The organism is Azospirillum sp. NS33 (assembly GCF_059703765.1).
This window is the reverse complement of record NZ_BAAKJB010000003.1, coordinates 226499-240101: the sequence shown is the minus strand read 5'-3', so window position 1 is coordinate 240101 and position 13603 is coordinate 226499. Positions and strand designations below refer to the sequence as shown.

Here is a 13603-nt window from a genome sequence, read left to right as displayed (position 1 = left end):
CATCAGAAGCTAAATCCACTCGGCCGCGGCCTCCAGCGGCGATTGGCGATGCACGAAAAGTTTGTAAATTCCGGTTCACCGCGGGCCGGGACCGTGTAAGAGTTGTAAAGCCGCTGAGGGCCGGGACGGAACAACGGGGGGACGACCGTGGCGCGCTTGCCGGTGGGGCTGCGCATTCGCCAGCATCGGCGCCAGCGCGGCGTCACGCAGGCGGCCCTCGCCTCCCGCGCGGGGATCTCCGCCAGCTATCTGAACCTGATCGAGCACGGCAAGCGCGAGGTCGCCGGCAGCCTGCTGCGCCGCCTCGCCGAGGCGCTCGACCTGGAGCTGGAGGACGTCGCCGGCGCCGAGGCCGCGCGCCTCGTTCAGGACCTCACCGAGGTCACCACCGAGCCGCTGCTGCGCGACCTCCCGCTCGACCAGGAGGGCATCACCGACCTGGTGGGCCGGCGGCCGGAGTGGGGCCGCGCGGCGGTGCGCCTGCACCGCTCCTACCGCCGCGCCGCCACCCTGGCGGAGGCCCTGTCGGACCGGCTGGCCCATGATTCCGCGCTGATCGAGGCGAGCCACGAACTCCGCACCCGCATCGCCGCGGTGCGCTCCTTCGCCGAGATCCTCCACGACCACGCCGAGATCGAGCCGGACCGCCGCGCCCGCTTCGTCGCCCTGATGGCCGGCGAGAGCGGGCGGCTCGGCGACATCGCCGAGGCGCTGTTCCACCGCCTGAGCGACCGCGGCGACACCGGGCGCGCCAACACGCCGGCCGAGGAGGTCGACGACTTCATCATCGACCACGCCAACCACTTCCCCGACCTGGAGGAGCAGGCCGAGGCGATCGCCGCCGAGCTTGCCGGTCACGCCGCCGGACTCGGCGAGGACACCCCGGTGGAGACGGCGCTGGCCGACTGGCTGCGCCGGGGGCACGGCGTGCGCGTGCACCACGCCCGCCCCGACGACCCCGACGAGACCGGCGCAGCGCCGTTGCGCCGCGGCCGCTACGACGCCGACGCCCGGGTCTTCCACACCGCGCCCGGCATGGCCCAGCCGACCCTGCGCTTCGCCCTGGCGCGCCTCGCCTTCGCGCTGGCGGCCGGCGGGACGGTGGACGCCCATGCCGACGACCCGCGGCTGCGCTCGGCGGCGGCCCGGCGGCGGGCGGTGGACGCGCTGCGCAGTTACGGCGCCGGGGCGTTGCTGCTGCCCTACCGGCCGTTCCGGGCGGCCGCGGACGCGGTGCGCTACGACATCGACCGCCTGGCCGCACGGTTCGGCGCCAGCGTCGAGCAGATCTGCCACCGCCTGGTCACCCTGCGCCGTCCGGGCGAGGAGGGCGTGCCCTTCGCCTTCCTGCGCGTCGACCCCGCCGGCAACATCTCCAAGCGCTTCAGCCTGCCGGTGCTGCGCCTGCCGCGCTTCGGCGGCGCCTGCCCGCTGTGGGCGGTCTACGCCGCGCCGCGCGACCCGGCGCAGACGGCGGTGCAGCGGGTGCGCCTGGGCGACGGGCCGGAATTCCTGTTCATCGCCCGTGCCATCGTCAAACCGGCCGCGGGCTTCGGCGAGCCCGGCGAGCGCTACGGCCTGATGATCGGCTGCGAGGCGATCCACGCCGAACGCGTCGTCTACGGCGACACCACCGCCGGGCCGGCGGTGGAGACCGGCATCAACTGCCACCTGTGCGCCCGCGACGACTGCCCGCAGCGCGCGTTCCCGTCGACCCTCGTCTCCCACCCGGAGGGGCAGGCTGCATCGGCCGACCGCTCGTGGTAGGATCATCCGTGAGCCGAATCATGTGGGAAGGATGCGCCGTGCGCCCCCTGGTGCTGATCGCCGACGACGAGCCGACCATCGTGGAGCCGCTCGCCTTCCTGGTGGAGCGGGCGGGGCTGGCGGTGGCGTCGGCCAGGGACGTGGCCCTGACGCTCCAGGCGATCGGCGGCCGGCGCCCGGCGGTGGTGATCCTCGACCTGATGCTGCCCGGCGGCAGCGGGCTGGAGGTGTTGAAGGCGGTCAAGGGCAACCCCGCCTCCAAGGACATCCGGGTGCTGGTGCTGACCGCCTGCGGCCGCGACAGCGACCGCAGCCAGGCCCTCGCCCTGGGGGCCGACGCCTATGTCACAAAACCCTTCTCGAACCGCGACCTGATGGCCCAGGTGTGCCGGCTGGCCGGAGTCGCCGCGGCCGGCTGAGCCGCCCGGCTATTCGGTCTCCAGCTCGCGCTCGGAGGCGTCGGGGAACAGGGTGCGCACCACGTCGCCCAGCATCGCCGTGACCGCCGGGTCGTCCGGCCCCTGCGCGCGGTCGAGCCAGCCGGTGGCGGTGGTCAGCGGGCCGCCGCCCAGCAGGCCAAGCGCCCCCAGCGGCCCGTCGGTGTCGAAGACGCCGAGGAAGCCGACGTCCCGGCACAGCGCCGCCTGGACCAGCAGCCCGTCACGCGGCGGCCCCGCCGGCACCGGGGCGTCGCCGCAGAGCATGTCGCCGGTGGTCGACGCCGCGGGGTTGAAGGCCACCACCACCCGGTAGTCGGGATGGGCCGACGGGCCCGGCGTGGTGGTGAGGCGGGTCGGCACGCCGGCCACCTGCCCGGGCATCGCCCCGGTCACCAGCCGCCCCAGGGCGGCCCGGTCGAGGCCGAAGGGACTGCCCAGCGCCACCACCCGCACGTCGCGGAACCCTGCGGCGGCGGCGGCCTCGCCGCGGGTGTAGGCGGACGACACCGGACCCGGCACCACCCGCGGGGTTCCGCAGGCCGCCAGCGCGGCGGCGCACAGGGCCATGAGCCCCAGGGGAAGCGGTCGGATCATGGCGACCAATCTATCGCGACGCTGCGCCCCTGTCACGGGCGGTGCGGTGCGCGCCCTCCGACCAGCCGGTAGAGGCGCGGCAGCACGGCGATGGTGAAGACGATGCGGAAGAGGTGGTGCAGCGTGACGAACGGCACGCTGAGCTGGAGCGACAGGGCGATCAGGCTGAGTTCGGCCAGCCCCCCCGGCGCGAAGGCGAGCACCGCCGCCGCCACCGGCACGTCGAGCAGGCGGGCCAGCGCCAGCGCCACCGCGACGGCCAGGCCGGCGACCACCGCCAGCGCCGCCAGCGCCAGGCCGAGCGCCCGCACCAGCTCGCCCCGGGCGATGCCGACGAAGGCGACGCCCAGCGAGGTTCCGACCATGAGCTGGGCCAGCGCCACCAGGGCACCCGGCGGCTGGGCGTCCACCAGCCCGGCGAGGTGGACCGCGGCGCTGGCGACGATGGCGCCGGAGATGTCGGGGGCGGGCATGCGCAGCCGCCGCCCGGCCAGGGTGCCGCCGACCCCGGCGGCCAGCAGCACCGCCGCGTCGGCCCAGCCCAGCGCCGCCGGCGCCCCCTGGGGCGCGGCCCCGGCGGCGCTGCCCACGGCGTGGCCGCTCAACCAGCCAAACACCAGCGGCGCCAGCAGCACGATCAGCGAGATCCGCAGGAAGTGCTGGAGCTGGATCACCCGCTGGCTGCCGCCGGCCTCCGCCCCCATCACGGTCGCCTCGATGAAGCCGCCGGGGAAGGCGGCGAAGAAGGCGGTGGGCAGGTCGTAGCCGCCGACCCGGCGGAACAGCGCGAACACCAGCATGTGCACGGCCACCAGGAAGACCGACAGGGCGGCCAGGCCGATCCACCAGTGCGGGACCTGGCCCAGCACGTCGGCGGTGAAGGAGCCACCGATCATCACCCCGATCACCGGCAGGAAGACGTCGCGGCTGGCCCGCGGCCACCACGGCGGGTGGTCGAACACCGGAAGCCGCAGCAGCGCCACCGCGCACAGCGCCAGCTGCGCCCCGATCAGCCACGGCAGGGGCAGGCGCAGGGCGGCCGCCAGCGCGCCCCCCGCGGTGGCGATGGCCAGGGTTCCCGCCGCCGTCCACAGCCGGTCAGGCGGACTCCAGCGCCACATGGATGTTCTTTTCCTGCGTGAAGCTCAACAGTTCGCCCAGGCACTCCTCGCGCCCGATGCCCGATCGCTTCACCCCGCCGAACGGCGCCCCGAGGTAGTGCGCGGCCACCGTGTTGATCCACACGAATCCGGCCTGGGCGCGCCGCGCCAGGCGGTGGGCACGGTCGAGGTCGCGGGTCCAGATGGAGCAGGTGAGGCCGTAGTCCACGGCGTTCACCGCCTCCAGCATCGCCGCCTCGTCCTCCCAGCGCAGCACCGCCAGGACCGGGCCGAAGATCTCCTCCCGGGCGATGGTCATGTCCGGGGTCACCCCGGTGAACACCGTCGGCAGGACGAAGAGGCCGCCGGCCAGCGCCGGGTCCTCCGGCGGGCCGCCGCCGCACAGCAGGTGCGCGCCCTCGGCCCGGGCGGTGGCGATGTGGTGGAGGACGCGGTCGCGCTGGCGCTCGCTGATGAGCGCGCCCATCCGGGTCGCCGGGTCGGTCGGGTCGCCCGGCACGAGGTCGGCCAGCAGGTCGCGCACCCGCGCCACCACCGCGTCGTGGAGCGCGGCGTGGACGAAGGCGCGGCTGGTGGAGCCGCAGGACTGGCCGCACCACGCGAAGTTCATGCCGGCGACGACGCCACGGGCGGCCGTCTCCACGTCGGCGTCGGGGCAGACGATGAGGGCGTTCTTGCCGCCCAGCTCCAGCATCACCGGCTTGACGGTCCGGGCCGCCTCGGCCATCACCGCCGCCCCGGTGGGCACGCTGCCGATCAGCCCGACCATGGCCACCCCGGGGTGGCCGGCCAGCACGGCGCCGGCCTCCGGCCCGCCGTTGACGACGTTGAGGACGCCCGGCGGCAGCAGGTGCCCGACCAGCTCCACGAAGCGCAGCACCGACAGCGGCGCCTGTTCCGCCGGCTTGATCACCACCGCGTTGCCGGCGGCCAGGGGGGCGGCCATCTTGGCGGCGGCGAACATCAGGGGGTGGTTGAAGGCGACGATCCGCCCGACCACGCCCAGCGGCTCGCGCACCGTGAAGTTGAGGGCGGCCGGCCCCATCGGGATGCTGTCGCCCTTCATCTCCGTCACCAGCCCGGCGAAGAAGTCGAGCGCCGCGGTGGCGATGTCCACGTCCTTCAGCATGGCCGACACCGGGTTGCCGCTGTCAGCGGCGTCGACCAGGGCCAGCTCCTCCTTGTGGGCGCGCATCACGTCGGCGATGGCGCGCAGGCGACGGGCGCGCTCCAGCGGCGGGGTGTCGCGCCAGCCGGGAAAGGCGGCGCGGGCGGCGGCGATCGCCGCGGCCATGTCCGCCGGCCCGCCGCGGGCGACGCCGCCAAGGTCGGCGCCGCTGCCGGGGGCACGGCAGGCGACCCGGCCGCCGTCGCGCGGCGGGTGCCAGGCCCCGCCGTAGTAGAGGTCGCGGTGGGTGGGAAGGACCGGGGTGGAGGGGCTCATGGCGACAGGGCTCCTTCGGCGGCACCGTCGTGCGGCCGGGATTCGGGCGGGCGGGCGGGGCGCCGGTTGCCGCGGGCGATGCGCCACACGGCGAACACGGTCAGCGCCGAGAACAGCAGGACGATGGGGTGCTCCAGCAGCGCCCCGGGGCGGTCGTTGAACAGGATCACCGACTGGCGGACCGCCTGCTCGAACCCGTCGCCCAGCGCGAAGCCGACGATGAAGGTGGCGTAGGAGAACTGGAACTTGCGCATGAAGTAGCCCAGCACCGCGAACACCATCATCACCGCCACCGAGAACATGGCGTTGCCGTTGGCAAACGCACCGGCGATGCAGAGGATCACCACGGTGGGGTGGATGATCCATTTCGGCACGCTGACCACCACGGCGAACAGGCGCAGGCCGAGGTTGCCGATCAGGAAGTTCAGCACGTTGCCGAGGAACATGGCGGCGAAGATGCCGTAGATCAGGCGCGGGTGCTCGGTGAAGACCAGCGGGCCGGGGTCGACGCCGTGGATCAGGAAGGCGCCGATCAGGATCGCCGCCGACAGGCTGCCGGGGATGCCCAGGGCCAGCAACGGGATCAGGTTGGCGCCGGTGACCGCGCTGTTGGCGGCCTCCGCCGCGGCGATGCCCTCCAGGGTGCCGGTGCCGAACCGCTCCGGCGTCTTGGACGCCCGGCGCGCCGCGCCGTAGCCGAGGAAGCCGGCGACGATGGCGCCGATGCCGGGCACCGCGCCGACCCCGGTGCCGATCAGGGCGGAGCGGACGATGGTGCGCAGGCAGGCCCGGTACTCGGCCCAGCTGACCCGCCGGTCCTCGCGCGGCACCCCCTTGCCGAAGACGGTGAAGCTGTGGCCGCCCGGCTCGCGCCCGAAGAACCGCTCCTCGACCTGGATCAGGATCTCCGACAGGGCCAGCAGGCCGATGGTCATGGGGATGATCGGGATGCCCTCGATCAGGTCGGTCATGCCCAGGGTGAGGCGCGGCTGCGCCGTCTCGATGTCGAGGCCGACGGTGGCGAGGAAGGCACCGAGCACGGCGGCGATCAGGCCGCGGATCAGCGACGAGCCGGACAGCCCGGCGATGATGGTGAGCGAGAAGGCGAAGACGGCCGCCAGCTCCGGCGGGCCCATCTGCAGGGCGATGATGGCGAAGGGGGCGGCCACCGTGAACAGGACGATGTCGCTGAAGAGGTCGCCGCACACCGAGGAGTAGAGGGCCATCTTCATGGCCTTCAGCCCCTTGCCCTGACGCGCCAGGGGGTAGCCGTCGAGCGCGGTGGACGCTGATTCCGGCGAGCCCGGCGTGTTCAGCAGCACCGCGGAGATCGAGCCGCCGAAGGTCCCGCCCTTGTTGATGCCGATCAGGAAGGCGATGGCCGCCAGCGGGTCCATGTAATAGGTGAGCGGCACAGCGACCGCGATGGCCATCGGGCCGTTGAGGCCGGGGATGGCGCCCACCATGATGCCCATGAACACGCCGAAGGCGACGTAGACGATGGTGGTCAGCGTGAAGGCGTCGCCGACCCCGGCGAGGATCTGGTCCATGACGAGCGGTCCTTACGCCGGAAGGAAAACCATGAAGAGGTGCCGGAAGGCCAGGTAGACGACCAGCGGTGCGCCGACGGTGAGCGCCGCCAGCCTGACCGGGTGGGGGCGCAGGCCGGTCATCAGCGCGCCCACCAGGGCCACCGCGATCATGCCCGCGGCGATGAAGCCGACATGGGTCATCACCTGGTGGACGCCGGCGAAGAACAGTGCGGCGCCGGCGATGAAGCCCCAGTCCACCGGGGCCATCGGCGGGCGGGGGCTCTCCACCGGCGGACGGCGCCGGTGCGCCGCCCACAGCCGCGAGCCCACCAGCAGCGCCGACAGGCCGATGAACAGGGCGGCCAGCGCCCGGGGGAAGAAATCGGGCGGCAGGCCGTAGTCGGAATGGCCGCTGATCTCCGCCGGGATGATGCGGAACAGGGTCAGCAGCCCCACCAGCAGCAGGAACGCGCCGGCGCAGATGTCGGCAGTGCGCATGTCGGTCTCTTGGTTTCGTGCGCCGCCCCTTCCCCTTGCGGGGAGGGGGCCGGCCCATCACTTCGCGTCGGCGGCCAGCATCTTCTCGACGAAGGGCTTCACCTGCGCGCGCTGCATGTGCAGGTATGCCACCGTGTCCTTGGGATTGCGGTAGTCGGCGGCCAGGTACATCTTCTCCTGCAGTTCGCGGCGCAGCTCCTCCGTCAGCGCCGCCTCGACCGCCTTGGTCAGGGTCTCGCGGATGTCGTCGGGCAGCCCCTTGGGCGCGGAGAGCATGAAGGTGTCGACGAAGGCGTAGCCGATGCCCAGCTCCGTCAGGGTGGGGATGTCGGGGAAGTCCGGGTTGCGCTTGTAGCCCAGGGAGAACAGCGGCTTCATGGCCCCCGACTTGACCTGCGGGTGCCAGCCCGACGCGCCCCACGTCATGTCGGTGTGGCCGCCCAGCACCTGCTGGATGCCGACCGAGCCGCCCTTGACCGGCACCACGTCGATGGCGATGCCCTCGGCCTCCTCGATGGCGATGGCCATCAGGCGCGACACCGACACCTGGGACGACAGCGACAGGGGCTTGCCCCGGCCCTTGGCGTCCTTGACCAGTTCCGCATAGGTGTTCCACGGCGCGTCGGCCCGCACCACGGTGGCGTCCTGCGGGTAGGACACCGTGGCGATGTGGTCGAAGTCGTCGATCTGGTAGCGGATGTCGGTGTTGAGCAGCGGCGCCAGCGCGTAGGCGGCGCTGGCACCCATGCCGATGGTGTAGCCGTCGGGCTGGGCGTGCATCAGGGTGGTCGCCATCACCGTGCCGCCGCCGCCCGGCTTCTGCACCGCCACCACGGGCACCCCCAGCTCCTTCTCCAGGTTCTTCTGGATGAGGCGGGCGGTGGTGTCGACGGCGCCGCCGGGGTTGAAGCCGATGTACATGGTGATCGGCTTTTCCGGGAACGCCGCGTGCGCGGCGGTGACGGCACCGGAAACGGCACCGGAAACGGCGGCGACCGCGGTGGCGGCCAGCAGGGTCGAGAGTGTCTTCGCGATCATCGGGGTCCCTCCAGAGCAGGCGTGTGTGGTCCGGCCTTCTTCGCGGGCCGGGGTGGTCGGGGTCAGGCGGCCGGCAGGCCGAAGGCGGCGGCGTAGCCGGGCTCGATCCGCGCGTCGATGAGGACCCGGCCGCCGCCGGCCACCGCCGCGGCCGCCGCGGCGAGCGCCTCGGCCAGGTCGGCGGCACGGCGCACCGGGTCGCCGGCGGTGAAGCCCTGGGCCCGGGCCATCGCGGCGATGTCGACCTCGGGATCGGCGAGGCGCTGGCCGATCCAGCGGTTCTCCACCGGCCGGTTGCGGGCACGGGCCACCGTCTCCTGGTGGATCTCGTCGTTGAAGAACGAGGTGTTGTTGGCCACGACGACCAGCAGCGGCAGGCGCATGTGGCTGGCGGTCCACAGGGCGTTGACGCCCATCAGCAGATCGCCGTCGCCCAGCACCGCGGTGGGAAACCGGCCGCTGCCGCGCAAGGCCAGGGCGGCACCCACGGCGTGGCCGGGGCCCACGCCGACCGCCCCGCCGCCATCCTTGCCGAGGTAGGACAGGGGGTGGGTGAAGTGGCTGGCCGCCCGCGGCCAGCCGAGCGGCAGGCGCACGAAGGTGGTGGGGTGCTCCATGCCGAAGCGGCGGATGGTCATGGCGAAGTCGCCCAGCGCGATGCGGTCGGCCCGGTCGCCCACCGGCGCGTCGGGCAGGTGGCTGGTCCAGTGCGGCCCGGCGAAGTCCCAGCCGGTGCCGGCCGGGCGGTCGCCGACCGCCTCGAGCAGCTGGGCGGCGAAGGCGTCGGGGTGGGCCAGGATCGGGACATCGACCGCCGGCAGCGCCTGGTGGTCCATGCTCCAGCCATTGGCCATCAGCCCGTCCAGGGAGCAATGGACGACCCGTGTCGCCACCGGGCTGAGGGCCTGCGAGCGGCCGGTGCAGCTGCGCACATAGCCGGCGAGGTCCATCCAGTCGAAGCTGACCAGCAGGTCGGCCTCGGCCAGCAGCGCCGCCTCGGCGTCGGAGCGGCGCTCGCCGCAGGGCGGCAGCAGGTGCTGGGCGTGGTCGGTGGGGAAGACCGCGGGGTTGTGCATGCTGGTCAGCACCGCCGCCCCGGTCGCCTCGGCCAGCGCGATCCGGCGGTCCCACTCCGCCCGGCCGCGCCCGGCCCGGCCGAACATCAGCACCGGCCGGCGCGCCGCGGCCAGCGCTGCCGCCACGGTGGCGACGCTGGCCGCCGGGGCGGCCGGCGGCGGAGCGGCGGCGTAGCGGGCGACGTCCACCGCCGGAAGCGGGGCGGCGAGCGGGGTCTCCTGCTGGCCGACGTCGAGGCAGACATAGGTCGGGCCGAACGGCGCGGTCGTGGTGATCTGGTGGGCCCGCAGCACCGCCTCCACCGCGGCCTCGGTCGAGGCGGGCTGGTCGTCCCACTTGATGAAGTGGCGCACCATCGCCGCCTGGTCCCGCGAGGTGTGCACCCAGTCGATCCACGGCCGGCGGCGGTGGGCGTCGACCGGCCCGTTGGCGCCCAGCACCACCATCGGCACCCGGTCGCACCAGGCGTTGTAGAGGGCCATGGAGGCGTGCATCAGGCCGACGTTGGCGTGCAGCGCCACGGCGATGGGACGGTCGGTGACCCGGGCGTAGCCGTCGGCGATGGCGACCGCGTGCTCCTCGTGCAGGCACAGCACCATCTGCGGGTCGCGGTTGCCGAGATGGTTGACCAGGCTGTCGTGCAGGCCGCGGAAGCTCGACCCCGGCACCAGCGCCACGAAGGGCAGGCCGAGGCGGCGCAGGGTCTCGGCGACAGGGTCGCTGCCCCAGGCCGCCTCGCCCCGGCCGGCGCCGCGCGGGCGCTCGACCCCGTCCAGATCCTCGGGTCCTTCCGGATCGCCGGCGGGGACGGCGACGGGGCGGCTGATGTCGTTCATGGCGCTGCGGGCTCTGCTGGTGGGGCGGCGGGACGGACAAGGGCGCCCGATCCGGGGCGAGGCCGACAGTGTCGCCGCCAAACCATGCCGGCAGAATTGCAATTTGCGGCACGAACAATGCGAAACGGTTATAGGATGATCCCCGGTTCCGGACAGCCGTGATATACCTCACTGATCAAAAAGGGATTTTTCCATTCCTTCCATGCGTTTCCGACAGACGGGAGAGCGCGTCCGTGCCTAAGCTGCGCAAGTTGCGGGTGCTGCTGGCGGTGGCCGACGGCGCGCGGATCGCCGCCGCGGCGCGGCGGCTGGCGGTCTCGCAGTCGGCGGTCACCCGTTCCGTCCAGTCGCTGGAGGCGGAGCTGGGGGTGGCGCTGTTCCACCGTTCGCCGCGCCGGCTCACCTGCACCGGGGCGGGGCACGCGCTGGTCCGCAGGGCCACCCGGGCGCTCGGCCACCTGCGCGCGGCCGAGGAGGCGCTGCTGGCCGGCGACCCCGCCCGGCGGTCGGTCGGCCCCTTGAGCGTGCAGGCGGCCGACCACGAGTTGCAGGCGCTGGCCGCCGTCGGCGCGGGCGATTCCATCAGCGGCGCAGCGCGGGCCTGCGGCCTGTCGCAGCCGGCGCTGAACCGCTCGCTGCGCACGCTGGAGACGCGGCTGGGCCTGGCCCTGTTCCTGCGCGCCCGCGACGGCGTCCGGCCGACCCGGCAGGGCGAGGAGCTGCTGCGCCGGGTCAAGCTGGCGCTGGCCGAGATCCGCCAGGGCGTGGAGGAGGTGGCCCTGCTGCGCGGCGCGGCCGCCGGCCGGGTGCGCGTCGGCGCCCTGCCGATGACCCGGGAGCGCCTGGTGCCGCTGGCCGTGGAGCGCCTGCTGGAGCGCTTCGAGGCGGCCGAGGTGGCGATCGTCGACGGCACCTACCATTCCCTGCTCGGCGGGCTGCGCGACGGCGACCTCGACGTGGTGGTCGGCACCATCCGCCAGCCGCCGCCGGCCGAGGACATCGTGTCGGAGGAGCTGTTCCAGGACGACATCGTCATCGTCGCCCGGGCCGGCCATCCCGCCGCCGCCCGCCCGGCGCCGGCCCTGGCCGACTGCCTGGACCAAGGCTGGGTGCTGCCGTTCAAGGGCGTGCCGCTGCGCAGCCAGTTCGAGGCGGCGCTGCGGCGGGCCGGCCTGCCGGCGCCGCGGCGGCCGATCGAGACCGACAGCCTGGTGGTGGCGCGCAGTCTGCTGCTGCGCAGCGACCGCCTGGCCATCGTCTCGCGCCACCAGGTCCACCACGAGGTGGAGCGCGGCGTGCTGGCCATCCTGGCCATCGCCTTTCGCGACGTGGTGCGCCCCGTCGGCCTGACGCTGCGCCGCGACTACGCCCCCACGCCGGTCACCGCGACCCTGCTCGACGCCCTGCGCGCCGTCGCCGCCGGCATCGCCGCCGAAGGCGCCGCCGAAGGCGCCCCCGAAGGCGCCCCCGAAGGCGCGGGTGACAGCACGGGTGACCGCGCGGGCGGGATCGCCGACGCGGCGCCGGTCGGCGAGACCGCCTGATCACCACCCCCCCGCACCACCTTGGCGCGGACCGGGCCGAGGCGCCCGCCCTCGACCGGCCGGGCGGCGGCCGGGATCACCATCCGGCCGCGTCCAGCGCCACCATCCACGCCGCCAGCGCGGCGGCCCCGGCCAGCACGAAGCGGCCGTTCCAGCCGCGCCCGGCCGTCGATCCGGGAACCCCGGCCATGCCGGCCACGATCAGCGTCGCCGCCCCCACCGGGGTGGTGCAGGCCGACAGGGCCCAGGCGCCCATCAGGCCGCTGGCCAGCACCATCGGCGCGACGCCGTGCTGGGACAGCGGGGCGAAGGCGTGGCCGACCAGGGTCACCGTCAGGATCTGGGGCACCCCGAACCGCGCCAGCGCCATGATCGACCACGCCAGCAGGACCATCAGCGCCACCCCCGGCACCGGCAGGGCCGCCAGCAGCCGGGCCGCCGCCTCGGGCGGCACGAAGCCGGCGCCGACGGTGCCGAGGAAGGTGGCCCCGCCGATGATGACGAACTCGTTGCGGAAGCCCGGCAGGCTGACCGTCAGCCGCGCCCCCAGCCGGCAGGCGGCGCGCCACGGCGCCGCGGCGCCGTCCGCCCGGTGCTGGGTGGCCAGCCACACCCAGGCGGCCACCGGCACGGCCAGCATCGCCCCGGCGATGGGCCGCACGCCCAGCGCCAGGGCCAGCGCCATCGCGCCGACGACCACCGCGGCGATCAGCGCCGTCAGCGCCGCCAGCGGCCGCCACGAGGGCGAGGCCGCCGGGCGCGCCACCACCACGCGCGGAAACTCCAGCCGGTCGACCGCCCAGGCGGCGCCGAGCAGCAACGCCGCCAGGACGAGCTGCAGCAGCACCAGCGTCCACCAGTCGAGACCCGGGATCGCCGCGGTGGTCACCGCGAACGAGATGGACAGCGGCGACCACACGGTCATCAGGGCGAAGCCGCGCAGCACCGCGGTCAGCATGCGGCGCGTGCGGATCGCGGCGATGCGGGCGTCGCCGCCGGCCGCCTCCAGCGTGTTGCCGCGCAGCACCATGGTCCCCAGCAGCGTCAGCACGCCCAGATTGAGCACCACCGACACCAGGTGGCTGCCCAGCGCCAGCACCAGGAACCGCCGCCCCGGCGGCTGGCGCACCATCAGGTCGCCGCAGCGCTGCACCAGGGCCGAGCTCGCCGCGGCATCGCGCAGCATGCTGAGCGATGCCAGAAGCCCGACCACGAAGGCGGCCCCGGTGAGGCCGCGCAGCACGGCGCCGCCGGGGTCGTCCAGGGCCGCCCACGCGGCGCCGGCGCAGACCGCGCACGCCGCCAGCATGATGCGGCCGCCGCGGCCCAGCGCCGGCGCCTCGATCGCCGCGAACAGCAGCAGGGCGGCGGTGGCGGCGGTCTTGGCGGCCGGCAGGCCGGCGAGGTCCCAGACCACCGCGCCGCCGGCGATGGCGGCCACCGCCAGCGTCGAGACCAGGGCCAGGAGTCGGGCGGGCGCGAAGAGCGGGTGCAGGGGGATCGGCACGGTGCCGCCGTGGTCTGGCCGGAGAGGGGCCGCGACCCTAGCACCGCCGCCGCCGCCGGGCAAACGCCCTGGGAGGTCGACCCGGCGGGCGGCGCCGTATAAGGTGGCCGGCGCGCAAGGCAGCATGAAGCAGGTGGCCGGACCCCAGGAGCGTGGTTCTTCGTCGGGAGGATGACCGGCCGCCCCGGATCCTCGATTCATGAAA

At 74.3% G+C, this 13603-nt stretch carries 11 protein-coding genes; 3 read left to right on the top strand and 8 right to left on the bottom strand.

Features of this window, described 5'->3' with window-relative positions; genetic code table 11:
• Window positions 1-147 precede the first annotated feature (147 nt).
• Window positions 148-1767, top strand: coding sequence for a short-chain fatty acyl-CoA regulator family protein (locus tag AC6H2I_RS04980; RefSeq protein WP_497499470.1), 1620 nt, complete (start codon window positions 148-150; stop codon window positions 1765-1767).
• Window positions 1768-1775: 8 nt separating this feature from the next.
• Window positions 1776-2186: a response regulator transcription factor gene (locus AC6H2I_RS04975; protein WP_497499469.1), complete on the top strand. Its 411-nt coding sequence runs from the start codon at window positions 1776-1778 to the stop codon at window positions 2184-2186.
• Window positions 2187-2195: 9 nt separating this feature from the next.
• On the opposite strand, the gene AC6H2I_RS04970 is transcribed toward AC6H2I_RS04975, so the two are convergent.
• The 7 genes from AC6H2I_RS04970 to AC6H2I_RS04940 form a co-directional block, all read right to left on the bottom strand.
• A complete protein-coding gene (locus AC6H2I_RS04970; RefSeq protein WP_497499468.1) occupies window positions 2196-2801 on the bottom strand; it encodes a hypothetical protein in 606 nt (201 codons plus the stop codon).
• 32 nt (window positions 2802-2833) lie between these two features.
• Window positions 2834-3922 (bottom strand): AbrB family transcriptional regulator, encoded by a 1089-nt coding sequence (locus AC6H2I_RS04965; RefSeq protein ID WP_497499467.1) that lies wholly within the window; start codon window positions 3920-3922, stop codon window positions 2834-2836.
• Window positions 3900-5366: an aldehyde dehydrogenase family protein gene (locus tag AC6H2I_RS04960; RefSeq protein WP_497499466.1), complete on the bottom strand. Its 1467-nt coding sequence runs from the start codon at window positions 5364-5366 to the stop codon at window positions 3900-3902. Before AC6H2I_RS04960 ends, AC6H2I_RS04965 begins: the two co-directional genes overlap by 23 nt.
• Window positions 5363-6916, bottom strand: coding sequence for a tripartite tricarboxylate transporter permease (locus AC6H2I_RS04955; protein WP_497499465.1), 1554 nt, complete (start codon window positions 6914-6916; stop codon window positions 5363-5365). The genes AC6H2I_RS04960 and AC6H2I_RS04955 overlap by 4 nt, the downstream gene beginning before the upstream one ends.
• A 12-nt stretch (window positions 6917-6928) precedes the next feature.
• Window positions 6929-7396 (bottom strand): tripartite tricarboxylate transporter TctB family protein, encoded by a 468-nt coding sequence (locus tag AC6H2I_RS04950; RefSeq protein ID WP_497499464.1) that lies wholly within the window; start codon window positions 7394-7396, stop codon window positions 6929-6931.
• Window positions 7397-7453: 57 nt separating this feature from the next.
• Complete coding sequence (locus AC6H2I_RS04945) at window positions 7454-8434, bottom strand: tripartite tricarboxylate transporter substrate binding protein (protein ID WP_497499463.1); 981 nt, start codon at window positions 8432-8434, stop codon at window positions 7454-7456.
• A gap of 62 nt (window positions 8435-8496) precedes the next feature.
• The gene (locus tag AC6H2I_RS04940; protein WP_497499462.1) at window positions 8497-10347 is read right to left on the bottom strand and encodes a thiamine pyrophosphate-binding protein; all 1851 of its coding nucleotides are present in this window, start codon (window positions 10345-10347) and stop codon (window positions 8497-8499) included.
• Window positions 10348-10580: 233 nt separating this feature from the next.
• Between AC6H2I_RS04940 and AC6H2I_RS04935 the strand changes: the two genes are divergently transcribed.
• Complete coding sequence (locus AC6H2I_RS04935; protein ID WP_497499461.1) at window positions 10581-11891, top strand: LysR family transcriptional regulator; 1311 nt, start codon at window positions 10581-10583, stop codon at window positions 11889-11891.
• Between the two features lie 76 nt (window positions 11892-11967).
• Here the strand turns inward: AC6H2I_RS04935 and AC6H2I_RS04930 are convergent, their stop codons facing one another.
• Window positions 11968-13398 (bottom strand): hypothetical protein, encoded by a 1431-nt coding sequence (locus AC6H2I_RS04930; protein WP_497499460.1) that lies wholly within the window; start codon window positions 13396-13398, stop codon window positions 11968-11970.
• Window positions 13399-13603: the final 205 nt, after the last annotated feature.